General features: G+C 47.3%; 24 protein-coding genes. 12 read left to right on the top strand and 12 right to left on the bottom strand.

Annotation, left to right across the window (positions count from 1 at the left end):
* Nucleotides 1-13: 13 nt before the first annotated feature.
* Complete coding sequence (gene glyQ / locus VT06_RS06110; RefSeq protein WP_046553407.1) at nucleotides 14-940, top strand: glycine--tRNA ligase subunit alpha; 927 nt, start codon at nucleotides 14-16, stop codon at nucleotides 938-940.
* On the top strand, nucleotides 937-2,994 hold the full coding sequence (gene glyS / locus VT06_RS06105) for a glycine--tRNA ligase subunit beta (protein WP_046553406.1): 2,058 nt from the start codon (nucleotides 937-939) through the stop codon (nucleotides 2,992-2,994). The genes glyQ and glyS overlap by 4 nt, the downstream gene beginning before the upstream one ends.
* A 148-nt stretch (nucleotides 2,995-3,142) precedes the next feature.
* Here glyS and VT06_RS06100 read toward each other — a convergent pair whose 3' ends face one another.
* The 5 genes from VT06_RS06100 to fadB all read right to left on the bottom strand — a co-directional run bounded on the left by VT06_RS06100 (nucleotide 3,143) and on the right by fadB (nucleotide 9,498).
* Nucleotides 3,143-4,735 carry an amidohydrolase family protein gene (locus VT06_RS06100; protein ID WP_046553405.1) on the bottom strand — a complete coding sequence of 531 codons (1,593 nt, stop codon included), beginning with the start codon at nucleotides 4,733-4,735 and terminating at the stop codon, nucleotides 3,143-3,145.
* 107 nt (nucleotides 4,736-4,842) lie between these two features.
* On the bottom strand, nucleotides 4,843-5,325 hold the full coding sequence (locus tag VT06_RS06095) for a GAF domain-containing protein (protein ID WP_046553404.1): 483 nt from the start codon (nucleotides 5,323-5,325) through the stop codon (nucleotides 4,843-4,845).
* Between the two features lie 247 nt (nucleotides 5,326-5,572).
* Nucleotides 5,573-5,821, bottom strand: a complete 249-nt coding sequence (gene tusA, locus VT06_RS06090; protein ID WP_046553403.1) for a sulfurtransferase TusA — start codon at nucleotides 5,819-5,821, stop codon at nucleotides 5,573-5,575.
* A 343-nt stretch (nucleotides 5,822-6,164) separates the two neighbouring features.
* Nucleotides 6,165-7,328: an acetyl-CoA C-acyltransferase FadA gene (fadA, locus tag VT06_RS06085; RefSeq protein WP_046553402.1), complete on the bottom strand. Its 1,164-nt coding sequence runs from the start codon at nucleotides 7,326-7,328 to the stop codon at nucleotides 6,165-6,167.
* Nucleotides 7,329-7,344: 16 nt separating this feature from the next.
* Entirely contained in the window at nucleotides 7,345-9,498 is a 2,154-nt protein-coding gene (gene fadB / locus VT06_RS06080; protein WP_046553401.1) for a fatty acid oxidation complex subunit alpha FadB, read from the bottom strand.
* A gap of 186 nt (nucleotides 9,499-9,684) precedes the next feature.
* On the opposite strand from fadB, the gene VT06_RS06075 reads away from it, so the two are divergent.
* The 3 genes from VT06_RS06075 to VT06_RS06065 are packed head-to-tail and all read left to right on the top strand — an operon-like array spanning nucleotide 9,685 to nucleotide 14,452.
* Nucleotides 9,685-11,610: a transglycosylase SLT domain-containing protein gene (locus VT06_RS06075; protein ID WP_200897919.1), complete on the top strand. Its 1,926-nt coding sequence runs from the start codon at nucleotides 9,685-9,687 to the stop codon at nucleotides 11,608-11,610.
* Nucleotides 11,611-11,655: 45 nt separating this feature from the next.
* A complete protein-coding gene (pepQ, locus tag VT06_RS06070) occupies nucleotides 11,656-12,981 on the top strand; it encodes a Xaa-Pro dipeptidase (RefSeq protein WP_046553400.1) in 1,326 nt (441 codons plus the stop codon).
* A gap of 19 nt (nucleotides 12,982-13,000) precedes the next feature.
* Nucleotides 13,001-14,452, top strand: coding sequence for a TrkH family potassium uptake protein (locus VT06_RS06065; protein WP_046553399.1), 1,452 nt, complete (start codon nucleotides 13,001-13,003; stop codon nucleotides 14,450-14,452).
* Between the two features lie 87 nt (nucleotides 14,453-14,539).
* On the opposite strand, the gene trkA is transcribed toward VT06_RS06065, so the two are convergent.
* Genes trkA through def form a run of 4 tightly spaced genes read right to left on the bottom strand, consistent with a single transcriptional unit; the run spans nucleotide 14,540 to nucleotide 18,750 of the window.
* Nucleotides 14,540-15,916 (bottom strand): Trk system potassium transporter TrkA, encoded by a 1,377-nt coding sequence (gene trkA, locus VT06_RS06060; protein WP_046553398.1) that lies wholly within the window; start codon nucleotides 15,914-15,916, stop codon nucleotides 14,540-14,542.
* Complete coding sequence (gene rsmB / locus VT06_RS06055) at nucleotides 15,913-17,268, bottom strand: 16S rRNA (cytosine(967)-C(5))-methyltransferase RsmB (protein WP_046553397.1); 1,356 nt, start codon at nucleotides 17,266-17,268, stop codon at nucleotides 15,913-15,915. The genes trkA and rsmB overlap by 4 nt, the downstream gene beginning before the upstream one ends.
* On the bottom strand, nucleotides 17,265-18,221 hold the full coding sequence (gene fmt, locus VT06_RS06050) for a methionyl-tRNA formyltransferase (RefSeq protein ID WP_046553396.1): 957 nt from the start codon (nucleotides 18,219-18,221) through the stop codon (nucleotides 17,265-17,267). The genes rsmB and fmt overlap by 4 nt, the downstream gene beginning before the upstream one ends.
* 13 nt (nucleotides 18,222-18,234) lie before the next feature.
* Nucleotides 18,235-18,750, bottom strand: a complete 516-nt coding sequence (gene def / locus VT06_RS06045) for a peptide deformylase (protein WP_046553395.1) — start codon at nucleotides 18,748-18,750, stop codon at nucleotides 18,235-18,237.
* Nucleotides 18,751-18,873: 123 nt separating this feature from the next.
* Here def and VT06_RS06040 point away from each other — a divergent pair, with 123 nt between their 5' ends.
* Genes VT06_RS06040 through VT06_RS06025 form a run of 4 tightly spaced genes read left to right on the top strand, consistent with a single transcriptional unit; the run spans nucleotide 18,874 to nucleotide 22,151 of the window.
* The gene (locus VT06_RS06040) at nucleotides 18,874-19,983 is read left to right on the top strand and encodes a LysM peptidoglycan-binding domain-containing protein (protein WP_046553394.1); all 1,110 of its coding nucleotides are present in this window, start codon (nucleotides 18,874-18,876) and stop codon (nucleotides 19,981-19,983) included.
* Nucleotides 19,984-20,007: 24 nt separating this feature from the next.
* Entirely contained in the window at nucleotides 20,008-21,099 is a 1,092-nt protein-coding gene (gene dprA / locus VT06_RS06035) for a DNA-processing protein DprA (RefSeq protein WP_046553393.1), read from the top strand.
* A gap of 2 nt (nucleotides 21,100-21,101) precedes the next feature.
* The gene (locus VT06_RS06030; protein WP_046553392.1) at nucleotides 21,102-21,575 is read left to right on the top strand and encodes a DUF494 family protein; all 474 of its coding nucleotides are present in this window, start codon (nucleotides 21,102-21,104) and stop codon (nucleotides 21,573-21,575) included.
* A gap of 15 nt (nucleotides 21,576-21,590) precedes the next feature.
* Nucleotides 21,591-22,151, top strand: a complete 561-nt coding sequence (locus VT06_RS06025; RefSeq protein WP_046553391.1) for a type I DNA topoisomerase — start codon at nucleotides 21,591-21,593, stop codon at nucleotides 22,149-22,151.
* Here the strand turns inward: VT06_RS06025 and VT06_RS06020 are convergent.
* Nucleotides 22,148-23,284 carry a 5-(carboxyamino)imidazole ribonucleotide synthase gene (locus VT06_RS06020; RefSeq protein ID WP_046553390.1) on the bottom strand — a complete coding sequence of 379 codons (1,137 nt, stop codon included), beginning with the start codon at nucleotides 23,282-23,284 and terminating at the stop codon, nucleotides 22,148-22,150. The two genes, VT06_RS06025 and VT06_RS06020, sit on opposite strands and share 4 nt — an antisense overlap.
* Nucleotides 23,281-23,772 (bottom strand): 5-(carboxyamino)imidazole ribonucleotide mutase, encoded by a 492-nt coding sequence (gene purE, locus VT06_RS06015; protein ID WP_046553389.1) that lies wholly within the window; start codon nucleotides 23,770-23,772, stop codon nucleotides 23,281-23,283. Before purE ends, VT06_RS06020 begins: the two co-directional genes overlap by 4 nt.
* A gap of 145 nt (nucleotides 23,773-23,917) precedes the next feature.
* Between purE and hemF the strand changes: the two genes are divergently transcribed.
* From hemF to VT06_RS06000, 3 genes are all read left to right on the top strand, one after another.
* Nucleotides 23,918-24,847 (top strand): oxygen-dependent coproporphyrinogen oxidase, encoded by a 930-nt coding sequence (hemF, locus tag VT06_RS06010; protein ID WP_046553388.1) that lies wholly within the window; start codon nucleotides 23,918-23,920, stop codon nucleotides 24,845-24,847.
* 212 nt (nucleotides 24,848-25,059) lie between these two features.
* On the top strand, nucleotides 25,060-25,875 hold the full coding sequence (gene aroE, locus VT06_RS06005) for a shikimate dehydrogenase (RefSeq protein WP_082122457.1): 816 nt from the start codon (nucleotides 25,060-25,062) through the stop codon (nucleotides 25,873-25,875).
* Nucleotides 25,872-26,108: a DUF1488 family protein gene (locus tag VT06_RS06000; protein WP_046553387.1), complete on the top strand. Its 237-nt coding sequence runs from the start codon at nucleotides 25,872-25,874 to the stop codon at nucleotides 26,106-26,108. The genes aroE and VT06_RS06000 overlap by 4 nt, the downstream gene beginning before the upstream one ends.
* Here VT06_RS06000 and VT06_RS05995 read toward each other — a convergent pair.
* Nucleotides 26,105-26,644: a gamma carbonic anhydrase family protein gene (locus VT06_RS05995; protein WP_046553386.1), complete on the bottom strand. Its 540-nt coding sequence runs from the start codon at nucleotides 26,642-26,644 to the stop codon at nucleotides 26,105-26,107. The genes VT06_RS06000 and VT06_RS05995 overlap by 4 nt on opposite strands.
* Between the last annotated feature and the right edge of the window lie 221 nt (nucleotides 26,645-26,865).

Here is a 26,865-nt window from a genome sequence, read left to right as displayed (position 1 = left end):
GAGTTAGCAGCGCATGCTTAAATACGATATTAATACCTTTCAGGGCCTTATTTTGGCCTTACAAGATTACTGGGCCCGTCAAGGCTGTGTACTTATTCAGCCATTAGATTTAGAAGTGGGTGCCGGTACTTTTCATCCTATGACATTTTTACGGTCTTTAGGGCCAGAGCCGACCAATGTGGCTTATGTGCAGCCGTGCCGTAGGCCGACCGATGGCCGTTATGGTGAAAACCCTAACCGCTTACAGCATTATTATCAGTTTCAGGTAATGTTAAAACCGTCGCCCGATAATATTCAGGAGCTGTATTTGGACTCGTTGCGCGAGCTGGGTATTGATACTCTGGTACACGATATTCGTTTTGTTGAAGATAACTGGGAATCGCCCACTCTAGGTGCCTGGGGGTTGGGCTGGGAAGTGTGGCTAAACGGCATGGAAGTTACCCAGTTTACTTATTTTCAACAGGTGGGCGGTATTGAATGCCGGCCAGTAACCGGTGAAATTACTTACGGATTAGAGCGGCTGGCCATGTACATACAGGGTGTAGACTCAATTTATGATCTAATCTGGACCGATGGCCCACTAGGCCGGGTTACCTATGGCGATGTGTTTCATCAGAATGAAGTAGAACAATCGACTTACAATTTTGAGCATGCTGATGTGCCGGCATTATTTGCCCAATTTGATCAATGCGAAAAAGAAAGCCACTACCTGATAGAGCAAGGACTGGCGTTGCCCGCCTATGAAAAAGTAATGAAGGCCTCACATGCTTTTAATATGCTGGATGCGCGTCATGCTATTTCGGTTACTGAACGCCAACGCTATATTTTGCGGGTACGCACCCTGGCTAAAGCGTGCGCTGAAGCTTACTTTGCCAGTCGGGAAAAGTTAGGGTTTCCACTGTGTAATAACAGTGTAACGTCGCAGCAGGAGGCTAAATGAGTGCACAAGATTTTCTGGTAGAAATTGGTACTGAAGAGTTACCACCTAAAGCGCTTAAAACACTGGCTACGGCTTTTGCCGATAATATAACTGCAGAGTTGGCGAAGCAACAATTAAGCCATGGCAAGGTAATTTGGTATGCGGCACCACGACGATTAGCCGTGCGGGTAAATAACCTGGCAGCTAGCCAAAGTGATAAAACAATAGAGAAGCGTGGCCCCGCTATTGCTGCTGCTTTTGCTGCCGATGGCAAGCCAACTAAGGCCGCTTTAGGTTGGGCTGCGGGTTGCGGTATCAGTGTCGAGCAAGCCGAGCGATTAGAGACCGACAAAGGTGCTTGGTTACTGCATAAACAACTGCAACCTGGTCAAAGTACCATTGCCTTGTTAGCCGACATAGTAAAAACCGCGCTGACTAATTTACCCATTGCCCGGCCCATGCGCTGGGGTAATTCTGATGCCGAGTTTATCCGGCCAGTTCACACTATTGTGATGTTATTTGGTAATATCATCATCCCTGCCACTATTATGGGGCGTAGCAGCAGCAATAAAAGTTATGGTCATCGCTTTCATGCGCCGGCGTTGGTTAACATTGCCAATGCCGATGCTTACTTATCAACCTTAAGGCAGGCCTATGTAGTAGCCGATTACCAAGAACGTAAAGCCACTATTGCCATGCAGGTAAAAGCCACTGCCGAGAGCTTAAACGCTACCGCCCAAATGGATGATGCCTTACTAGACGAAGTAGCCTCGTTAGTAGAATGGCCAGTAGTACTGGTTGGTAGCTTCGAGCAAAGTTTTTTGCAAGTGCCGGCAGAGCCACTCATTTCAACAATGAAAGATAATCAAAAATACTTCCCGTTGCTGGATCAGCAGGGCAAGTTAATAAATAAGTTTATCTTTGTGACCAACATTGACAGTAAAGATCCACAGCAAATTATTAGTGGTAACGAGAAGGTGATTCGGCCACGCTTAGCCGATGCGGAGTTCTTCTTTAAAACGGACCGTAAAATTAAACTAGTCGATCGGCTAAAAAGTTTAGAAACAGTGTTGTTTCAACAACAGTTAGGTACTTTGGCCGAAAAGTCAGTGCGTATTAGTAAGGTAGCAGGCTTTATCGCCGCAAAAATTGGTGCTGAACAAGCGGCAGCGGAACGTGCTGGCTTGCTGTCGAAAACTGATTTAATGAGCAACATGGTGGGTGAGTTTCCGGAAGTACAGGGCGTTATGGGCATGCATTATGCCCGGCTTGATGGTGAAAGCGAAACGGTAGCACTGGCGCTAAACGAGCAGTATATGCCTCGTTTTGCCGGTGACCAATTACCCAGCCGTTTAGAAGGTGCAGCGGTAGCGATTGCCGATAAACTGGATACCTTGGTCGGTATTTTTGGTATTGGCCAAATACCAAAAGGCGATAAAGACCCCTTTGCACTGCGCCGGGCCGCCATTGGTGCATTACGCATTATGGTAGAGAAGCAATTACCGCTCGATCTGATTGATATTATTGCTTTCAGCCAGCAAACGTTTGGTAGTAAGTTAACTAACCCCAAGGTAGGCGACGAGGTACTGGACTTTATGTTGGGCCGCTTCCGCGCCTGGTACCAAGATCAAGGCTATTCAGTTGACGTTATCCAGGCGGTACTGGCGCGACGGCCAACCAACCCCAGTGATTTTGATCGGCGGGTTAGTGCGGTTGCAGAGTTTAGCAAACTAGACGCTGCCGCAGCGTTAGCGGCTGCTAATAAACGGGTGGCCAACATTTTGGCAAAAGTGGCTGAGGCTATTCCACATAAAGTAAGTACTAACTTACTACAAGAGCCTGCGGAAAAAGGGCTTTATCAGGCCATTACTGACGAGCAAGCCTATCAGGCGCAAGGCCACAACTACAGCGAAAGCCTGGCGCATTTAGCGGGTATGCGTGATGTTATCGACAGCTTTTTTGACCAGGTAATGGTGAATGCCGATGACAGTGCCGTGCGCTTTAACCGGCTGGCGTTGCTCCAACAGCTACGCGAACTGTTCCTGCAAGTTGCCGATATCTCTTTATTGCAATAACGCCCTGCAACAGTAACTCTGCCGAATGTTAAATAAAAAAAGCCAGCTTAATCGCTGGCTTTTTTGTTAAATAAATCAATTTTTAAAATAAACACTATTTCTAGAGTAACAAACGGCAGGTAAGCTTTTTAAGCAAACCGTAATAATTTTATTGCTCTGCCTGCTGCACAACTGCTTTAGCATGCTCTACCAGTGCCCTAACATCAGCTAGCAGTTGTTGTGCGTCGTATACAATGCCATCTTTAATCGTGTAGCGAACACCCTGAGTCCTTACCGCCTGATTGTCAGCATTAAGGCGGTAGTGGCCAGTGCCGTACAATACCTTAAAGTTGGCTAGCGGGTTTTCAGCAACAATCACCAAGTCAGCTTTTTTACCGGGCACCACACTGCCAATCTCTTGCTCTAACCCTAAGGCAATTGCACCATTTAGGGTAGCAGATTGAATAACTTCTAACGGATTAAAGCCGGCTTCACGTAATAGCTCTAGTTCCTGAATAAACGCAAAGCCGTAAATTTTATAAATATAACCGGCATCTGAGCCTGTGGTTATACGGCCACCGTGATTCTTGAAATCTTGCAAAAATTGCATCCAAATCCGATAATTTTCACGCCAACGCACTTCGTTCTCTGTGGTCCAATCAAACCAATATGAGCCATGTGCATAGCGATTTGGAGTGAAAAAACGGGTTAAGGTGGGCAGCGTATAATCCTGATGCCACTCTGCATTGCGCTGTGCCGCGGCATTACGGCTGGCTTCGTAAATGGTCAGGGTGGGATTAATGGTAAAGTCTAGTTTAATTAGCTCGTCGCGTACGGCATTCCATTTATCAGAGCCTGGTGCTGCAGTTTGAGCCCATAACTCACCCGCTGCGGCAAAGCGGTCTTGCTCATTTTGATAATTATAGTTTACCGGATAGTTTTGAATGACCTGGCCGTTAAACAGTGCTTCAGGTAAGCCATACCAATGCTCCATTGAGCCTAACCCCATACGGGCGCTATCAAGGACGTTGGTGCGTGCTACATTAAGCTGCGCATGGTGCATCATAGTACCAAGTTGTTGCTTATCGGCTTCATCCAATGCGGCTGCCATAATAGCTGGAGTAGCACCAAAAAACTTAATACCGGCAGCACCAGCCTTTTTAACATCTTTAACCCACTTTCTTGCCTGATCAGGGTTAAACACCGGTTGGGCCAAACCCTGACCAAAGCCGACATAAGGCACAATGCGCGGCGCCACTATGCTGTTTCTAGCTGAGGCTTTAACGTGTTTTAAGGTCCAAGCCAGGCCGTTAAAACTACCCGGCTCGCGCACGGTGGTAATGCCATGTGCCAGCCAAAGCTTAAACACATACTCGGCCGGAATACTGTTGGCCGAGCCGCCAATATGGCCATGCATATCAACAAAGCCAGGCAGAATATACATGTCACTAACGTCCATTTCGATATCACCGGCGTTGGCCTTTGGTCTGCCTTCGTTTAACACCGGCACTTCGGGGTAGCCCACTATCACTACCTGGCTAATCCTATCGTTTTCAATAACAATATCTACCGGGCCTATTGCCGGTGCGCCCTCGCCACTAATTAACGTGCCACCGCGAAGAATTAGTCGCTTATAAGGGCCCTCACCCTGGTTTCGCTCGGGTGCGGATGGGGTGCGTTCAGCAGTCTCTGCCATAGCGGGTAAGCTAGCCATGGTAGTAAAAGTTAATAGTAGGGTGCAAAGCAGCAGATGCTGGCGCATAGCGTATCCTAAATTGTTATAACCTAAAGCTCTGGTCTGGATGTAGAGTACTAAAACCAGTGTGCCAAGGCTTGAAAACTAACGCCAGCAATTAGCATTAAAATGCACTAACTAAAACGTGAGCGGTATAAATCGGCCACGGCACTAACAAAAGCAACTTCATCGTCAGTCCAGCGTTTAATCACCGCGGTTTGTTCACAGCAAATAATGCCGCTGAGTTTGTCGCCACGATAAATAGGCACATCGAGTAACGATTTAATATTAAATGGTTTTAAAAATAACTCGGTTAGATCTTTGGTAGCAGGGTCGTTCTGTGCATCTACCGCCCGTATCACTTTTTTCTGATCTAGTGCGGCAAAGTATCCCGGAAAACTCCAGCGGTCGATTAGCAGCGGTTCCTGACTAAAGCCAGTGTCTTTATCTAGCAACATTTCACAGCGTAGCAAATCATCATCGGTAAATAGCCATAATCCAACTTGCTGAATTTTCAGATCAGCAAGGCAGCACTGCAGTATTTGCTGCCGGGCTTCGCTGTTTGAAATGTTCTGATTTTGTAATGCATGGCGAAGTTGCCCAAGATCGGATGACATATAAGGTTCCATAACAACGTTAATCTCCAAGATAGCAAAGTGAAACACCGGCGTAACACTAAAAATAAATGGTTTTAGCCGATTTTGCCACTATCGCTTTAATCGGCATCGAATCTTTAATTAAAAGCCACAACATTACACGCTACTCCATAGCATGACATACAACGTAAACAGTATAAAATTGGTGTATTCAAGTCAAGTTGAGTGCTGCAAGGTAGTGTAACTAAACAAAATAGTGATTTTTATTTTAATTCTTACTCTTTTTCACCAAATACCGATACGGCAACACGCTTGTATCGCTGGCCAGTAACTGATGATCCATAAAGCGGCAAAATGCGGGGATATCGCGGGTGGTGGCCGGGTCGTCGGCGATGATCAGCAAAGTGTCACCGACTTGCATTTTTCGAATAGTTAAGCGAGTCATCATTACCGGCTCGGGGCAGCGCAGGCCTATGGCATCTAGGGTGTGGGTGGCGCTGTTAAAAAGCGGGTCCATCTTTACTCCGATAATCATCTAATAAAACTTAGTGTTGCCCGCCGGCGCATAATGCACTCTTCAGGTTACGGCTGTAGGTTGCAAAACCCACTGTGTTCGCTAGAGCAACTACTCCGGGCTTCCTGCTCTTCGCAGGAGCCAGCTAAAGCTGTTCAAATTCGTTCCTGACGAATTTGTCGCTCGGGCTAGCGCCCTCACTCAGACACTCTGTGGCTGTGCCAGTGGGGTTCCAGTCATCGCCAGCTAACACAACACTTAATAAATCAGCCAAAAAATAAGGGCCGTTAAAACGGCCCTTATTCTATGCGATTGTGCTTTTAGCTACCAGCATCTTGCTGCCAGCTTATGGACGCTCAAAAACCGTGGCAATACCCTGGCCTAAACCAATACACATGGTCGCCAGGCCAAACTTACCGCCTTTATCTTCCATTATGTTAATTAAAGTGGTGCTAATACGCGAGCCTGAGCAACCCAGAGGGTGGCCAAGTGCAATGGCGCCACCGTTCAGGTTTACTTTTTGCTCTTTCACATCCAGTAAGCCTAAATCTTTCATTACTGGCAGGGCTTGTGCCGCGAACGCTTCATTTAGCTCGGCGTAGTCAATGTCGTCAATGGTTAAGCCGGCCATTTTAAGCGCTTTTTTCGACGCAGGTACCGGGCCGTAGCCCATAATAGACGGGTCGCAACCTGCCACACCCATGCCGCGAACATAAGCCCGAATGGGCAGGCCCAAGGCGTTGGCTTTTTCTTCGCTCATTACCAGCATGCCTGAAGCGCCGTCAGACAGTGCTGATGAGGTGCCGGCAGTAACAGTGCCGTTAGCCGGGTCGAAGACGGGCCGTAACTGGCCAAGGCCTTCTACTGTGGTTTCCGGGCGAATAACTTCGTCGTAATCCATCAGCTTTAGCACACCATCGGCGTCGTGGCCTTCGGTCGGAATAATTTCGTTTTTAAAGCGGCCTTCATCGCTGGCTTCTTGGGCTAAACGGTGTGAGCGGGCACCAAATTCGTCTTGTTGCTGACGGCTGATACCATGCATTTTACCCAGTAATTCCGCAGTTAAGCCCATCATGCCTGAGGCTTTAGCGATAGTTGTCGATAAACCCGGGTGAAAATCGACGCCGTGATTCATAGGCACATGGCCCATATGTTCAACGCCACCAATTAAATACACCTCGCCCATGCCGGTTTGAATAGACTTAACCGCGTCATGCAGCGCCTGCATTGATGAACCGCATAAACGGTTTATGGTTACGGCCGGCACTGAGTGTGGAATACCCGCTAACAACGAAGCATTGCGGGCAATGTTAAAGCCTTGCTCTAGCGTTTGCTGCACACAACCCCAAATTATGTCATCAATATCACTGGGGTTTAATGCCGGGTTACGTTCAAGTAATGCAGCCATCACATGAGCCGACAGTTGCTCTGCTCTAACGTTACGGTACATACCATTTTTCGAGCGCCCCATTGGGGTGCGGATACAATCTACTATTACAGCATTTTTCATTATTCTGCTCCTGCGCTTAAACCGGGAAGAAACGCTGGCCGTTATCGGCCATAGCGCGGGTTTTATCTGTAACCTGATAAATTTCGCCTAAATGCGCGTATTTATCGGCCAGGGCAACAAAGTGCTTTAAACCAATGGTGTCGACGTAGCGCAGTGGCCCACCACGAAACGGCGGGAAGCCAAGACCAAAAATCAGGCCCATATCGGCTTCAGCGGCTGATTGCACAATGCCTTCTTCTAAACAGCGAATGGTTTCATTAATCATCGGCACCATTACCCTGGCAATAATCTCATCAGGAGTAAAGTCTTGCCTGGTGCTCGCAATTTCGGCTAGCAGTGCCACGCTTTTCGGGTCAATATCTTTTTTCGGCTTACCTTTGGCATCTTTACTGTACGCATAAAACCCCAGGCCGTTTTTCTGACCATAGCGCTCAGCGTTATACATGGCGGCTACCGGGTCTTTCTCTAATTTAGCCATCCGGCTAGGGAAGCCCTCTGCCATTACATCGGTACAATGAAAGGCGGTATCTAAGCCCACTACATCCAGCAAGTAGGCCGGACCCATTGGCCAGCCAAATTGTTTCTCCATTACTTTATCAACCTGGGCAAAGTCGGCACCATCCAGCACCAATTTGCTAAAGCCAGCGAAGTAGGGAAACAATACACGATTGACAAAAAAGCCCGGGCAATCGTTAACCACGATAGGTGATTTACCCATTCGTGCGGCGAAAGCTACTACTGCTGCAATGGTTTCATCACTGGTGTCTTTACCCCGAATAACTTCTACTAAGGGCATGCGGTGTACCGGGTTAAAGAAGTGCATGCCACAAAAGTTTTCTGGCCGGCTGAGGTTTTTTGCCAGCGCATTAATGGAAATAGTTGAGGTATTTGAGGTTAAAATGGCGTCGTCGCTAATTAAGCCTTCAACTTCTTTTAACACCGCCCCTTTAATTTTTGGATTTTCTACTACCGCTTCTACCACGATATCAACATCTTTAACCAGTTCGTTACTCAAAGTAGGGGTAATGCTAGCAATCACTTTTGCCATGCCGGCAATGTCGAGTTTTTTACGCTCAACTTGTTTACTCAGCAGTTTAGTGGCTTCGCCCATGCCCAAAGCCAGTGCTTTATCGGCAATGTCTTTCATTATCACCGGTACGCCTTTTAACGCAGACTGATAAGCAATACCACCACCCATAATGCCGGCGCCTAACACCGCCGCTTTTTTAATGGTTTTGGTGGCAATTTTACCGGCTTTTTTTGCTTTGCTTTTAATTAGCTGGTCATTGAGGAACAAACCAACTTGGGCCGTCGCGGCGTCTGTTTTAGCCAGTTTGGCAAAACCGGCATTTTCCAGCGCCATGGCGCCCGCTCTGTCTAATGTTGCAGCGGCTTCAATAGTTTGTACTGCCGCCATTGGCGCGGGGTAATGTTTGCCTGCTGTGGCAAAAACCATGCCTTTGGCAGTGCTGAAGCACATAGTAGCTTCTATTTTATTCAGTTTTAATGGCTGTAACTTAACCGCTCGTTTTTTCTGCCAGTTCAAACTGCCGGCAATAGCGTCTTCCAATACACTTAGCGCGGCGTCCAGTAGCTTTTCTGGTGCTACCACTGCATCAATTAAGCCCACTTTTTGTGCCTGGTCGGCACTGTGGTCTTTGCCAGTGGTAATCCATTCCATCGCGTTGTCGGCACCAATAATCCGTGGTAAGCGCACGGTGCCGCCAAAGCCAGGCATTAACCCTAGTTTAACTTCAGGTAAGCCTATGCGGGTACTGGTATCGGCTACCCGATAATCACAGGCCAGGGTCCACTCGCAACCGCCACCTAACGCAAAACCTTTAATTGCAGCCACGGTTGGCACAGGCAAGTCTTCACATAAATCGAAAATATCAGAGGCTTGTTTAATCCACGGTATCAGTTCAGATTCAGGGCGCTGAAAAGTGGTTAAAAACTCGGTAATGTCCGCACCAACAATAAAGGTGTCTTTGCTACTGGTAAAGATCACACCTTTCAGGTTACTGTCAGCGTGCAGTAGCTCTAACGCTTTCTTACAGTCTGTTAGAGTTTGTTGATCAAACTTATTAACAGAGCCTGCGGCCGCAAAAGTAAACCGGACGATACCAGGCTTACTATATTCAACACTAATGGTGTCACTCTGGTAGATCATAAATATGCTCCTTGGTCGCGTTGTGGGGTGGTTGTCGCAACTGGTACGATGAGGTTAACTGGCTCAGTGTGTCGTGCTTTACTGAAAATTTCAACCGTTATTTAAACAGGTGTTTGAATAAGTCAGTTAAACAGTGCCAGTAACTATAGTTGTTTTTTCATGTTTCGCTGTTTACAGAGGTATGTCGTGATTGGTTTTCGTGCATTATTAATAACCACTGCGGTGGTGTCCTGCGCATTTACAGTCGGTGCGGCTGAACAGGATAAGTTACAACAGCAGCGTGAGCGCTTTACAACGCTGGAAAACAGTATTGGTAACGTAAGCCGCACCCAGGCTGATGCCTGGCTGGCCGAACTAGCTGATTATCCTTTACAGCCTTATTTGCGCTTAAGAAGGCTGCAAAATTTACTGAATGCCCACGAGGCGATAGAAACGTTTTTACAGCAGTATCAGGGTACCCCAATGGACTGGCCACTGCGCCGACCTTGGTTGATGCGACTGGCTGAGCAACAACAGGCTGAGCGGTTTTTGGCTAATTTTCCTGGTTCATCAGATCCAGAACTAACGTGTCTGGCTCTGCGGTTTCAGTTACAAACCAAGACGTTAGCTACGGAGGATATCTGGCGGCAAACGCAGCAATTGTGGACCGAGGGTAAATCGCAACCGCGGGCTTGTGACCCATTGTTTAGTGCATGGCGCAAAAGTAATCCGTTACAACCTGAAACCATTCGTCACCGTCTACAATTGGCAGCTGAAGGCGGCGATGCTCAGCTGATCCCCTATTTAAAAACCTTATTACCGACCAACGAGCAGTATTTAGCCGATTTATGGCAAAAAACCCGGCATAACCCTGCGGTAATAGCCGGGGCGAAATTTTTCCCCGGTAAACATATTACCGAGCGGGATATTTTAGCCTATGGTTTAAAACGGTTGATCTGGCGCTCACCGGATCAAGCCCTAAAAACTTGGCAACGTCATGTTAATGACCCCTATTTTACTAGAGCGCAGCGGTTGGATGTACAGCGTCAGTTTGCCATAGCGTTAGCCAGTAAAGGCGATAGCCGGGCCGACAACTGGCTAACCACGCTTCCACCCGAGCTATTTGATGCTAACCTGGCGCAATGGCAGGTGGCTCATGCGCTACGCGAACTAGACTGGCCAAAAGTACAGCAGGTGGTGGAAGCATTGCCAGCGGAATTACAAGGAGATATTAACTGGCGATACTGGCGGGCCCGCGCATTGGAAGAGCAGGGTAATACAGAACAGGCCAATGCTGAATTTACCGAAATAGCTCGTCAGCGCCATTATTATGGTTTTATGGCGGCGGCTAAGTTGGGCTTGCCGCCGAGTTTGGCCCATAACCCAGTGCAAGTAAGTGATGCAGAGATTAGCCAATTACGCCAGCATCCTGCGGTGCAGCGCGCGCAGCAATGGCTGGCACTGGGCCGGTTGACAGAAGCGCGGCGTGAATGGAATCACTTACAAGTTAACTCTGATCAGCAACAAAAAATTACCTCGGCTAAATTGGCCAGCCAGTTGCAATGGCACGAGCAGGCCATTTTTTCGCTGGCCGATGTGGGGTATTGGGATGATGTTGAATTGCGGTTCCCATTAGCGTATCAGCAGGAAATGCAATTATCGGCGGATAAATTTAATATTGACTCGGGCTGGAGTATGGCGATTGCCCGGCGTGAAAGCTCGTTTATGGCCGATGCAAATTCGCCAGCCGGTGCTCGTGGTTTAATGCAGATTATGCCGGGCACTGCCAACGACATTGCCAAAAAACAGGTGCAAATTCGTCAACTGTACAACCCGGTCATCAATATTGATTATGGTAGCGACTACCTGAATTACTTAAAGCGGCGCAACGACGGCAACTTGTTAAAAGCCACTGCCGCGTATAATGCTGGTTATCGGCGGGTTATGCAGTGGATCCCCCAGGATTATGCCTTGCCGGCTGATGTGTGGGTTGAAACTATTCCATACCGGGAAACCCGCGAATATGTAAAAGCCGTTATGGCGTATTATCAGATATACAATATACGGATGAATGTGGCGCAGGATGTTTTTAAACCGCTGGTGGCCATGAAGATTGGGGTGATAGTGGAATAGTGCTACTATTGCGTTCATCAGAAACACAATTATTAAAAGGTAGCTATGAACTCAGGTTATCAGGCGTTATATCAGGCGCATATTGCCGAATTACAGCAGCGTACCCAGCAAGTGCTGGCCCGAGAAAATCTGGATGCGTTAATTATTCACTCCGGCCAGGCCAAACGTAAATTTCTGGATGATATGGATTACCCGTTTAAAGCCAATCCGCATTTTAAAGCATGGTTGCCGGTAGTTGATAATCCACATTGTTGGTTATTAGTGGATGGCGTGAATAAACCGAAGCTTATTTTTTACCGGCCTAAAGATTTCTGGCATAAGGTGCCTGATGAGCCAGCTGATTTTTGGGCCGAGCATTTTGATATTCAGTTGTTGGATAAAGCCAATAAAGTGGAAACACTGCTACCTTACGACAAAGCTCGCTTAGCCTATATAGGCGAGTACCTGGAGGTTGCCCATGCGCTTGGTTTTAGCGAAATAAACCCCGAGCCGGTATTAAGTTATCTGCATTATTACCGCGCGTATAAAACCGGATATGAATTGGGGTGTATGCGCCAGGCAAACGGCATGGCAGTAGCCGGCCATCAGGCGGCTAAAAAGGCATTTTATGCCGGTGGCAGCGAGTTTGACATTCAACTGGCTTATCTGGCTGCGGTTGGTCAGACTGAAAATGAAGTGCCTTACGGCAATATTGTTGGCTTGAATCAGCATGCTGCTATTTTACATTACACCGCACTAGAGCGGAACAAGCCGGCAGCGCATCACTCCTTTTTAATTGATGGCGGGGCCGAGTTTCACGGCTATGCTGCCGATATTACCCGTACTTACAGTTTTAACCGCACTGATGAGTTTGCCCAGCTGATTGGCGCAGTAAATAAATTAGAGTTAGTGCTGGTTGACGGTTTAAAACCAGGTATCAATTACGCTGATCTGCACTTGCAATGTCATCAGGGCATTGCGCAAATTTTACATGACTTCGACTTTGTCCGACTGGATCCGGCAGAGATAGTAGAACGTGGCATTAGCCGGACTTTTTTCCCGCATGGCCTGGGGCATCACTTAGGTTTACAGGTGCACGATGTTGGCGGCTTTATGCTAGATGAGCGTGGTACCCATGTTGCGCCACCAGAAAGCCATCCGTTTTTACGCTGCACCCGGCTGATTGAACCAGATATGGTGTTTACCATAGAGCCCGGTTTGTATTTTATCGACAGTTTACTGGCCGATTTAAAGCAAACCGACGCGGCGGCTAGCCTTAACTGGCAAAAAATAGACGCGTTCCGTCAATTTGGTGGTATCCGGATTGAAGACAACATTATTGTTCATCGAGAACGTAATGAAAATATGACCCGGGATTTGCAGCTCGCCTGACGGGGCGCTAAGGGACGCTATGCAATATCGCTCTATTATTCGGATCCTGGGCTTACTGGTTGCTATTTTCAGTATCACCATGATCCCGCCGGCATTAGTGGCTTTTGGTTATAAAGACGGTGCAGGTGTTCCCTTTATTTTATCGTTTATTGTATGTTTAGCGATGGGTTTTAGCATCTGGTACCCTAACCGCGGCTATCGTTCAGAGTTAAAAGTACGTGACGGCTTCTTAATTGTTGTGCTGTTCTGGACGGTATTAGGGGCGGTGAGCGCTATTCCGCTGTTACTCGCCAGTAATCCTGATTTGGGGCCGGCTGATGCCTTTTTTGAGGCTTTTTCTGGCTTAACCACCACCGGCGCCACGGTGCTGACCGGCATCGAAACATTACCGAAAGCTATTTTGTATTATCGTCAACAACTGCAATGGCTTGGAGGCATGGGGATTATTGTATTGGCTGTGGCTATATTGCCATTGTTAGGGGTGGGTGGCATGCAGCTTTATCGGGCAGAAACTCCGGGCCCGGTTAAAGACAATAAAATGACGCCGCGAATTGCCGATACCGCTAAGCATTTATGGTACATCTATTTGGCGATAACCATAGCCTGTGCGTTAGCGTTTTATCTGGCGGGTATGTCGGTGTTTGATGCCATCTGCCATGCCTTTTCAACAGTCGCTATTGGCGGGTTTTCAACCTATGACGCCAGTATAGGTTATTTTAACAGCGCCACTATTAATATGATTTGCGTGGTATTTTTGCTAATCAGTGCAGTTAATTTCCCGCTGCACTTTGCCGCAGTGCGTGGTAAGAGTGTTACCACATATTTTCGTGATCCGGAATTTAAAGTCTTCCTGGGTATTCAAGCCAGCTTAGTGCTTATTTGTTTTTTAGTATTATTAAATACCAATGTGTATGAAAGTGGTGGTGAAGCACTTAATCATGCGGCCTTTCAGGCAGTATCGATATCGACTACTGCAGGTTTTACCACCGATGGCTTTTCAACCTGGCCATTGTTTTTACCTATTTTATTAATTTTTTCTAGTTTTATTGGTGGCTGCGCCGGCTCTACCGGTGGTGGTATGAAAGTGGTGCGGGTTATATTGTTGTTCTTACAAGGCCGTCGCGAACTCAACCGCTTGGTGCATCCCCGTGCGGTATATGCTATTAAGCTGGGTCGTCGGCCAGTAGAAGACCGGATTGTGGAAGCCGTATGGGGGTTTTTTGCCGCCTATGCGGTGGTGTTTGTCGTCATTATGCTGTCATTGATTTTAACGGGCATGGATAATATCAGTGCGTTTACCGCGACAGCAGCCTGCTTAAATAACCTGGGGCCGGGTTTGGGTGAAGTTGCCGCCAATTTTGGCGCCATCCCTGACGCCAGTAAGTGGATACTTATCTTGGCTATGGTGTTTGGTCGGCTGGAAATATTTACCTTGCTGGTACTTTTTACCCCTACGTTCTGGCGGGATTAAGCTAAAAAACGGCTAACCATTAAAATGAGCGGTCACCATCGTTAAAATGGTTAGCCGCGTTGTCAGTAAGAACGTTTAGTAATAGCGTCAGATGAAAATGGCGCTAACCTGGAATAATTTTTCAACTTCTACAATATGCTTTTTATTCACCATAAACAAAATGACATGATCGTTTGTTTCAATTACTGTGCTGTCGTGTGCAATCACCACTTCGTCACCGCGCACGATGGCGCCGATGGTGGTGCCGGGTGGTAGTTTTAAGTTGCCAATAGTTTTGCCGGCCACTTTGCTGGTGCTACTGTCGCCACGTACTATAGCTTCAATGGCCTCAGCAGCACCGCGGCGTAACGAGTAGACATTAACAATGTCACCGCGCCTGATATGGGTTAACAGCGCAGAAATGGTTGCTTGCTGTGGTGATATGGCGATATCAATTTCACCACCCTGCAATAAGTCGACATAGGCGCCACGTTTAATCAGCACCATGGTTTTCTGGGCGCCCATCCGCTTAGCCAACATGGCCGACATGATATTGGCTTCATCATCGTTAGTTACTGCAATAAAAACATCAATTTGTTCGACATTTTCTTCTTCTAGTAACTCTGGATCTGAAATATCGCCAACATAAACCAGGGTGCTGTCCAGGCTTGAGGCCAGAAATTCTGCCCGCTCTTTGCTGCGTTCAATTAATTTTACGCTGTGGGTTTTTTCAAGCGCTCTGGCCAAGCCAAAACCGACATTGCCACCGCCGGCTATCATAATACGGCGGTAACTCCGTTCGAGCTTTTGTAGTTCGCTCATTACTGCCCGGATATGTTTAGTTGCGGCGACAAAAAACACTTCATCATCTGCTTCAATAATCGTAGTGCCAAGCGGTTTAATCGCATTGCCGCGCCGATAAATAGCCGCTACCCGTGTTTCTATATTGGGCATGTGCTCTTTTAAGGCTGACAGCGCATGGCCAACCAGTAGACCACCGTAGTAAGCGCGAACGGCAACCAGGCTTACTTTGCCTTCAGCAAATTCCACTACCTGTAAGGCGCCTGGGTAATCAATTAAGCGCCGGATGTAATTGGTAACGAGCGCTTCCGGGGCAATAAAGTGATCGACTGGCATATCGTCTTTATTAAATAGCTCATCACGGTATTTCAGGTATTGGTTAGTACGAATACGAGCAATTTTAAGCGGAGTGTTAAAAATACTGTAAGCCACCTGACATGCCACAATATTAACTTCATCACTGTTAGTTACCGCTACAATCATGTCAGCATCTTCGGCGCCGGCTTTTTTCAGGACATCGGGATGCGAGGCATGGCCATGAACCACTTGCAAATCGAATCTATCCTGTAAATTTCGCAATTTCTCTAGGTTGGTGTCAACCAGGGTAATATCGTTTTGCTCGCCTACCAGGTTTTCTGCCAATGTGGCACCAACCTGACCTGAACCTAAAATAATGATTTTCATCCGGCGTTGATATCCTGTGGCGCTTTTTGCAGTAGCGCATAGTAAAAGCCATCACTGTTCTGCTGACCCGGTAATAATTGCCAGCCCGGCTGCTCTGCTTGTTCAGGGTTGGCGGCTGCGGCAGGCAACAGTATTAAGCGTTGTTGCGTTATGCTTTGTAAGTGCGCATCAGGGGTGCTTTGCAGAAACCGATTAATTTGCTGACTATTTTCGGCGGGTAAGACACTGCAGGTAGCATAGAGCAGTTGGCCACCCGGTGCCAATAACGACCAGCATTGTTGTAAAATGCGGTATTGCAGTTCAACCAATGGCGCAATATCACTTTTTTTACGCAGCCAACGAATATCCGGATGACGCCGGATAACACCTGTAGCTGAACAAGGAACATCTAGTAATATTTTGTCAAATAATTGGCCGTCCCACCATGAAGTAGGGTTGGCGGCATCCGCTGTCAGTACCGTGGCATGTAGGTCAAGACGCAGCAAGTTATCACGAACCCGCCCTAATCGCGCCGGATCTTTATCCAGCGCGGTTAGCTTGGCTGTTGGCGCCAATTCCAGCAAGTGACTGGTTTTGCCACCTGGGGCACAGCAGGCATCAAGAATTCGTTGCTCATTTTGCGGTGCCAGCAGCCATCCGGCATATTGTGCTGCGGCATCTTGCACTGAAAACCAACCCTGATGATAGCCCGGCAGTTCAGTCACATCGCAAGGTTGTGCTAGTAATACCGCACTAGGTAGTGCGTTGATTGGTTGGCTGCAATCAATATCTTCTGCGGTCAATGCGGCGCAAAAATCGTTACTGCTTATTTTTTGAGTATTGACCCGCAACCACAGAGGCGCTTTGAGTTGATTGGCAGCTAAAATAGCAGGCCATTGCTCCGGATAGGCAGCTTGCAGCGCGCTAATTAACCAGCCTGGATGATTAAACTGCACAGCTTGGTTAGCGTGGCTACAGTCAAATAATTGTGGTTGTCGCTGCACGTTACGCAGAACGCCATTAATTAACTTGGTTAGCGACTGGCCTTTTAAATGGCGAGCGGCTTCTACCGTAGCATTAATGGCGGCATGATCGGGTACCCGCATAAAGTGCAGTTGGTAAATACCAACGTAAATTAAAAATTGTAGAACGCGGTAGTTTTTTACCAGCGGTTTTTGCATTAGCTTGGTGCACACTTGCTCCAGTTGCGGCAGAGTGCGCATTACGCCAAAACATATTTCCTGCAACAGCGCCTTATCCAGCGGGTTAACAATGTGAAGCTGAGCTTTAGGTAATACATCAGATAATGAGCGACCCTTATCTATCACCTGATAACAACATTCCGCCGCCAGTGCCCGGCAGTCACGATTCATATTGCAGCCTGCAGGTTAGTGCCAACAGTAAACCAATCAGCCCGTCCATTTAAAAAGTCGGCAACTGCCATTGGCTTTTTACCCGGAGGTTGCAGTGTAGTAAGTACTAACACACCATCAGCGCAAGCCACATTTATACCATGCTTATTGGCGGCAATAACCTGCCCGGCTGTGAATGCTTGTTCACTTTGACACCAACTGGCCTGCCAGATTTTTACCGTGCCTTGTGGTAGTTGTAAATAGCTTGCAGGCCAGGGATTAAAAGCGCGAATTTCAAGGCTAAGCGTTGCGGCGCTTTTGTTAAAATCGAGCAGGCCTTCCTCTTTCTGTAATTTTTCAGCATAACAAGCGGCGCTATTATCTTGCGATTCTGCCTTGGATTGTAATGCCGGAAGCTGCGCTAGTGCTTCGATTAACGCAGTTGGCCCCAACTGTGCCAGGCGGTCATATACACTGGCACTAGTATCTGAAGGCTCAATAGCACAACTTACTTTACTAAGCATAGCGCCAGTGTCCAGCCCTTCATCCATCTGCATGATGGTAACGCCTGTTTGCTTATCGCCGGCCCAGATAGCACGCTGTATGGGTGCCGCGCCGCGCCAGCGTGGCAACAGTGAGCCATGCACGTTTATGCAACCTAAGCGTGGGCTTTGCAGTATGACCAGCGGTAAAATAAGGCCATAGGCCACTACTACCATAACATCGGCATTAAGTGCGGCCAGTTCAGCTTGCGCCGCTGCCTTTTTCAACGACTTTGGTTGAAAAACCGGTAACTGATGTTGCTCGGCTAATTGTTTAACGGCGCTGGGCTGTAATTTTTGGCCACGTCCTGCCGGGCGATCGGGCTGACTATACACCGCTATAACCTGATGGCAGCTATCAATTAATGCCTGCAAATGGCGGGCGGCGAAGTCGGGTGTGCCGGCAAATATAATACGTAAAGGCTGAGTCACTGTGTTTCCTGTGTTATAACGCGTGGCGCTGGGCCATTTTAGCTTCTTTTTCCAATTTCTTGCGAATACGTTCACGTTTTAACGGTGACAGATAATCAATAAAAAGTTTGCCAATCAGGTGGTCCAGCTCATGTTGCAGGCAGATTGCCAGTAAGCCTTCAGCTTTTAGCTCAAAAGGTTCGCCATGCCGATTAAGTGCTTTTACCTTAACGGTAGCGGCGCGTTCAACTGAAGCGTAGTTTTGGGGGACAGATAAACAGCCTTCTTCATAGCTGGTGCTGCCATCTTGCTCGATTATTTCTGGGTTAATGAATACCAAAGGGTCATCATGTTGTTCAGATAAGTCAATTACCACCACTCGCAAATGGACATCAACCTGTGTCGCCGCCAATCCGATACCATTTTCATCGTACATGGTGTCGAGCATGTCATTGACTAACTGCTTGATTTCAGTGGTAACGTCGGTCACTGGTTTAGCTTCAGTGCGTAAACGATCGTCCGGGAAATGTAATACTTTTAAAACTGCCATAACACCTACAAAAATATGCTTTATTTCAATTGTTGTGATATGTTTTAATTTTAGCCATTAATTCGCTGTATTAACAGCGTAGTGTGCAATAATTACAACAAGAATAAGTTCAAGGAAGCAGGCATGCTGAAAAAAATTGCAATATCTGTGGTCGTGTTGTTCTGTTGGCTGTCATTTAGCCTGCAGGCAGACGTCCTACAAATCAGACAGGATGCTCCCGCTTCCTATGTGGTAAAAAAAGGTGATACCTTGTGGGATATTTCTGCGTTGTACCTTAATGAGCCGTGGTTATGGCCTCAATTGTGGCAAATGAACCCCCAGGTTGATAATCCACATTTAATATATCCAGGCAATGTGCTTACCCTAACTTACGACAGTATGGGACGGCCAAGATTGGCTGTGAATGATAACGTTAAGCGCTTGTCGCCTGAAGTTCGAAAGACGCTGAAGGGTGACGGTGCCATAACGACCTTGCCGTTAAGTATGATTCGACCTTTCCTGACTTACGAGCAAGCATTGAGCGAAGAACAAATTGCGGCGATGCCTTATATTTTGGGCACTAACACTGCCACAAAGATGGCAGCAGAAACGCATACCCTTTATGTTAAAGGGATATTGCAGCCGGGAACTTCTTACGGAGTATATCGTAAGGGTAAAGCCTACGTTGATCCAGAATCAGGTTCAGTGCTGGGTTACGAGACGAGTCTTATTGCCACTGCACGGGCGTTTCGTTCAGGTCGCGAAGCAACGGAAGATAGCCCGATAGAGGCAGCGTCGCTGCAAGTGTTAAGCGTTAAACGGGAAATTAAACAAGGTGATCGGGTTCTGCCCGCACTGGAAGGCCAATCACTACCGGCATTTTTCCTGATTAGTAAACCAGAAAATAACGTTGATGGTACCATTATTGACACTACCTCACAGTTACGTGAGTTTTCGAAAATGGACATTGTTGTGCTGAATCGTGGTTTAATTAATGATATGAAAGCCGGCCATATGTTGGGTATATATCGACAATCACCAGCAGTTATAGACGGTGAAGATGGCCCGGTTTATGTAGAAGATGCCAGTAAGTTGCAAAAAATGTTCCGTAACTTTGGTGATAACAGTATTAGCATGCCACGGGAAAAAGTGGGTGAGCTGATGGTCTTTAAGGTAGCAGAGCGGGTAAGCTTTGCTATTGTCACTAGTACCCGTCGCCCAATACGGGTTGGAGACGCTATCGCCAACCTATAAGTTACCTGATGGAGCCAGTTCGCCATGGATGAACTTCGCAACTGGCTCGCTTTAGCTTCTGTACATGGCTTGGATGGCCTGAAGTTTCAAAGCTTAAGCGAGCATGTTCCTCTGGCCGAGTTGGTCAGGTTGCCAATAAGTACCTTACGTAATGTTGGCCTGACCCCTCGTCAGGCTGAATTGCTTGCAGTACATGGGCTGCGACGGGCTGACATGGCACTGGAGTGGCTGGCGCAATCAGATGAGCATCATGTTGTTACTTTTCACGATCCGCGTTATCCACCACTTTTAAAGCAAATTAAACATCCCCCATTATTATTGTTCGTTAAAGGGCAGGCAGAATTGTTGCCACGCCAGCAATTAGCCATGGTCGGCACTCGCCAGCCAACACCTACAGGCCGTAAAGTTGCTCAAAACTTTGCTGCAGAGCTAGTGCAGCAAGGTTATCTGATCACCAGCGGCATGGCCCGAGGTATCGACAGCGAAAGCCATAAAGGTGCCTTACAAGGCGGTGGTTTTACCATCGCGGTATTAGGGCATGGTTTGCAACAGATTTATCCGGCGAGCAACAAAGCCCTAGCTGAGCAAATTGTCGCCAGCGGAGCCTTAGTAAGCGAGTTTTTCCCTGATGTACAGGCAAGAGCGGAGTTTTTCCCTCAACGTAACCGCATTGTGGTTGGTGTAAGTTCGGCCACTATAGTAGTCGAAGCGGCGTTGAAAAGCGGTTCGCTTATTAGTGCAAACCTGGCAGCCGAGTGTAGTAGGGATGTTTTTGCCGTGCCTGGACCAATTTATAGTCGTCAATCTGCTGGGTGTCACTGGTTAATTCAACAAGGCGCTAAACTTGTCACGTGCGTGGCCGATATACTGGAAGAGTGGCAATTTTTTGCCCAGAATGGTTTAAGTCCTATTGCTGAAGCGGAAAAAAAGTCTGCACCAGACTTGTCTATGCAGCAGTTGTTAGCTAACGTGGGCGACGACGCTACGGCAATAGATGTGATTGCACAGCGATCTAACATGTCAGTGGCAGACGTATCCATAACCTTGCTGCAGTTAGAAATAGCCGGTGAGGTGGCAGTGGTACCCGGTGGTTACATTAGAGTGAGGAGTGGCTGATTATGTTTGATATCCTCGTATATCTGTTTGAAAACTATATTCATAATGAATCTGATATTTATGTAAACCACGCAGATCTGACTAAAGAACTGAGCCGTGCTGGTTTTCATGATGACGATATTTTTAAAGCACTGAAGTGGCTCGACAGCTTGTCTGCTTTGCAGGAAAGTCATGTTAAGCCTTATTTAACTAAAGGCAATTCTACGGCGGTAAGAATTTACACTACTGAAGAGCAGCGCAAGTTAGATGTTGTTGATCAGGGTTTTCTGTTGTTTTTAGAACAAATTAATGTGCTGGATGCCAATACCCGGGAAATGGTAATTGATCGGGCAATGGATTTGGACAGTGCTGCCATTAGTCTGGAAGATTTAAAATGGGTGGTTTTAATGGTGCTGTTCAACGTGCCTGGCCGGGAAACAGCCTACGCCCAAATGGAAGATTTGATTTTTGATGAGCCTGCTGGGCCGCTGCATTAAGCGGCCTGAGTAAGAATGACTGACGACACCCCGCTATTTAAGCTGCCGCATCAGCAGCAGCATTGCCCATTATGTCACCATGCGTTGCAAATAAAGTCGTCGAAAAATGGCGCGTTTTTGGGATGCAGTGCTTATCCGATTTGCCATTATATTAAACCGTTACAGCAGCACGATAATGCGGTAGTTAAGGTGTTAGAAACTGAAGCCTGCCCGAAGTGTGGTGAGTGGTTAGCGGTAAAAAATGGCCGTTATGGCATGTTTATAGGCTGCATCGGTTATCCTGCATGTGACTTTGTGGTTGATCAGCATGAAGAGCATAAAGACAGCGCGCAATTTAGCTGTCCAAAGTGTAAAAAAGGCCAGCTAACAGAGCGGATTAATAAATTTGGAAAACACTTTTTTGGTTGCAATAGCTATCCGGACTGCACGTTTTTGCTGAATGACAAGCCCCAGCATGGTTCTTGTTTTTATTGCGGCTTTGCTTTGCTGCAAGCTAAAAAGAATGGCGTATACTGTGCCAAAAAAGGCTGTGAAAAAAAACAGCCGGCTACGGATACAGCCGGCGAGGTAACTTAGTCGGTTAATTTGCTTAGCATCTTTTCTAGCTCGGGAAAGGCTGCTGCTGGCAACAAGTCGATAAGTTTGGCAAAGCGGGCTTTTAGCTCAGCCAGCGAGCTAGCCGATAGATTAATATGCCCCATTTTCCGGCCAGGCCGTTTGCTTTTGCCATACCAGTGTAAATGTAGCCCGGGCATGCCCAAAATTGCTGGTGGTGTGCTATCTTCGCCAAGAATATTAACCATTAGGCTGGGGCGTAATAACTCGGTACTGCCAAGTGGCAAGCCGGTTACTGCGCGCAAATGATTTTCAAATTGGCAGACATCTGCCCCTTGCTGGGTCCAATGCCCTGAGTTGTGAACGCGTGGTGCAATTTCATTAACCAGTAATTCACCCTCAACCTCAAAAAATTCAATGGCTAATACACCAACATAATCCAGACTGCTGGCTATTGCTGCAAACATTTGTTCTGCGCGTTGTTGCAGTTGGCGTGGTAGTGGCCGTGCCAAGGATACACTTAGCACGCCATTGACATGATGGTTTTCAGTTAACGGGTATACTCTCACCTCTCCACTGCCTGCTCTTACCCCAACCAGTGATAGTTCGCGGTTGAAGCGAATAAATTGCTCTGCCACAATAGCCTGTTTACTGTCTGTTGCTAAAAAGTCAGCCATTTGCTGCCATACGCCAGTGCAATCTGCCTGATCTTTTAAACGCCACTGACCTTTGCCGTCATAGCCGGCCAGCGCACTTTTGAATACCAGCGGTAAACCTAGCTGATTTACTGCATCGTTAAAATCGTCATGATTATTTATTACGCTATAGCGAGCACTAGCAACACTACAGCGTTCTAATAGCGCTTTCTCCTGGCGCCGATCAGCCCCAGCCAAGATCGCAGCGCTACCTGGATAAAATTTACCGCTTTGCTGGCACTGTTCCAGCACGGCTAACGGGATATGTTCAAACTCTGCTGTAACCACATCAACATCAGCCAGTGCTTTAGCCAGGCCAGCTCCCAGTTTTTGCTGGGTTAGAGGATGGATAATGTCATCAGTATTGACGTCATAGGCACTTATCGTGATATTAAGAGGCGCCCCGGCTAACGACATCATGCGTGCCAGTTGGCCCGCACCCAGCACTAGCACGTTCATAGTAGCACCTTGGCTGGGTCGGGTTGGCTCAGCACACTATCGGTTTGCGCTTGGCGAAAGGCATCAATTTTAAGCATTAATTCCGGATTGCTTGTTGCCAGAATTTGCGCCGCCAGTAAACCGGCATTGGCTGCGCCAGCGTCACCTATAGCTAAAGTACCTACTGCTACGCCTTTGGGCATTTGCACTATTGATAATAATGAATCAATACCTTTCAGCGCTTTTGATTGCACCGGAACGCCCAGTACCGGCAAACTGGTAAAAGCTGCTGCCATGCCAGGTAAATGTGCGGCTCCGCCTGCGCCGGCAATAATCACTTTTAAACCGCGGCTGGCGGCGCTGCTGGCATAGTCAGCCAGAAGATGTGGCGTGCGGTGGGCTGATACCACCCGAGTTTCAAAACTAACACCAAAGAAATCCAGCATATCTGCTGCCAGCTTCATGGTAGGCCAGTCTGAGGTTGAGCCCATTATAATACCCACTTGCATTCTGGTTTCCTTCTGATCTTAATGAACTGAGATGACTTAGGCGCTATTATAGCGGCATCTGAGGCTGAATAGAATTTTTCTGTTAGTCGGCGTCAGCCCAGCGAAATTCGGGGTGGCATTAGCGGTCAAATAGTTAGGAGGTAATATGGCAGATAATCAGTCTTTACAATTACAACAAGTACAACAATTTTTACAGCAGTTGCAAGACGATATTTGTGCCTCGTTGCAGCAAGCCGATGGTAAGGGACAGTTTGTAGAAGATGCCTGGCAGCGAGCCGAAGGTGGTGGTGGCCGCAGTCGGGTGCTGACTAATGGTGCGGTGTTTGAACAGGCAGGTGTTAATTATTCGCATGTGTATGGTGCACAAATGCCGGCATCAGCAACAGCGCATCGGCCGGAACTGGCAGGGCGTAGTTTTCATGCTTGTGGCGTATCTTTGGTGTTGCATCCGCATAATCCGCATTTACCCACTACGCATGCTAATGTGCGATTTTTTATAGCTGAGAAAGCAGATGAAGAGTCAGTCTGGTGGTTTGGCGGTGGTTTTGATTTAACGCCTTATTACCCTTATGAAGAAGATGTACAGCACTGGCACAGTGTAGCCAAAGCGGCAGTTGATCCTTTTGGCGCAAAATACTATCCGGCCTATAAAAAGTGGTGCGACGATTATTTTTATTTGAAACACCGCAATGAAACCCGCGGTGTCGGTGGTTTATTTTTTGATGATCTTAATGCACTCGGCTTTGAACATAGCTTTGGTTTGATGCGGGCGGTGGGGGAGGCTTTTTTACCGGCTTATTTGCCGCTTATTACCAGACGCAAAGATATCCCTTACACTGAACAACAACGACAGTTTCAGTTGTATCGCCGCGGCCGGTATGTTGAGTTTAATCTGGTGTACGACCGGGGAACCTTATTTGGCTTACAAAGTGGTGGCCGCACTGAGTCTATTTTAATGTCAATGCCGCCTCTGGTGCGCTGGCAATATGGTTATCAGCCAGCGCCTGGCAGCCCCGAAGACCAGCTATATCAACGCTACTTGCAACCACAAGACTGGCTGAGCCTTAACAAATAACACGAAGACTTAATCATATGACTCGCCAGTGGCCCAATAGACTGGTAAATCACATTTTGTAGTAGTGGCTTTTCAACCACTTCATCCAGTGATTGTACCGCGGTTTCGCCGCCCATTAATTGATACGTAGTTTGCTCTGGAGTAGGATAGTGCTTACTATCTTGCGGGTTTTTTAAAAATCATCTGTATTAATTTCTTGAGGGACATCAGTTGTGGACCGTTATGCTGTATTTGGTAATCCAATAGGCCAGTCAAAGTCACCTTTTATACATGGTCAATTTGCCATGCAGTGTGCTCAGTGCTTGCAGTATGAGGCTGTTTTAGCCCCGGTTGATGGTTTTGCCGACAGTTGGCAGCAGTTTGTGGCAACCGGCGGTAAGGGGGGTAATGTTACGGTGCCGTTTAAAGAGCAGGCTTATCAATTAGCCGAGGTGCTTTCTGAACGAGCTGAGCAAGCCAGAGCGGTTAATACCCTATATTTTAATAGTGACGGTCAACTGTGTGGGGATAATACCGATGGTATTGGCTTGGTGTCTGATTTAAAAAGAATCGGTATAAGTTTGCAAGATAGCACGGTATTGCTACTGGGTGCTGGTGGTGCCTGCCGCGGTGTAATAGGTCCGTTGCTGGATAGCGGTATAAAACAGCTGGTATTGGCAAATCGCACAGTTAGTAAAGCGGTAGCTATCGTGGCAAACTTTGATAGCAGAGTGATCCCAAGTGATGTTACCGATATCCCGGCACTAAATTATCAGCTGGTTATTAATGGCACTTCATCAGGCTTAACTGATGAACGCCCTGATATTGCAGCTAAACATCTGACAGCCTGTCAGTTAGCCTATGACATGGTTTATGGAGCAAAACCCACTGCTTTTATGCTTTGGGCAAAAGCAAACGGTGTGCCACAGCAAGCTGATGGTTTGGGTATGCTATTATCACAAGCAGCTGCCGCATTTACGATTTGGCGTGGTGTTATACCAGATATTGAGCCCGTTATGGCTCTGCTTAAACAGCAGTTCGCGGCATGAACCAGCAGTTAATTTTTAATAATGACTTTGATATTGATCTACGGCGCAATGCAATAGCCTTTAGCTGTTTAGTGTCGGGTTTGAAAGTAGGCTGTTTTATTAGTATACCGACAACCTTCAGCGCTAAGGAATTTTTAGCCGAAATTAAGGCAGATGCTTTTAGCTGGGAAGATAGCGCCGAGCAAGCCATTGCTGACGACGCCTTTACTACCGAGGGTGAAATTTGGCTTTAGCTTTTTGCTTCTGCTAAATAGTCGTTCTTTAAGGTGACATAATTTGCCGCTGACTCAGCCAGAAAGGCTTTTTCAGCTGCGTTTAACTGTCTTGCCTGTTTCACCGGGCTACCGACATATAAATAGCCGCTATGTAGGCGCTTACCCGGAGGGACTAAACTGCCTGCGCCTATAATAACGTCATCTTCAACAACTACATCGTCCATAACGATAGCGCCCATGCCGACCAATATACGATTGCCCAACGTGCAGCCATGTAGCATAACCTTATGGCCTACGGTAACGTCTTCGCCAATAAGCAGTGGTGAGCCGGCTGAGTTGTGAGTGCTTGGCCTGGATAAGTGCAACACAGAACCATCCTGTATATTAGTGCGCGCGCCAATTCGAATATAATTAACATCACCTCGTGCTGCCACTAAAGGCCAGATACTGACATCTGCACCAAGCTCAATATCACCAACCAATACGCTAGACTCATCTACGTAAACACCTATTGCCAGTTTCGGCAGTATTCCTTTATATGCTCTAATCGACATGAAAACCTCCAGTGCTGAATTATTGTGCAGCAAATGCTGCTAAAAAACACGTTTCGTTGAAACTTTGTCCGAACGATCTGAAAAACGTAAGTTTTATTAGTTTAACGCTTGCAGCTAGCAATAAACACCCTATAATGCGCGCCATGCCAAGGGGTACTGCGGGTTGGGTACACTGGGTGAGATAAGCCGGGTAGCAAAAATCTTCTAAAAAGACGCTTGAC

The organism is Arsukibacterium sp. MJ3 (genome assembly GCF_000987765.1).
Taxonomy (GTDB): domain Bacteria; phylum Pseudomonadota; class Gammaproteobacteria; order Enterobacterales; family Alteromonadaceae; genus Alishewanella.
This window is presented reverse-complemented; position numbering and strand designations above follow the sequence as displayed.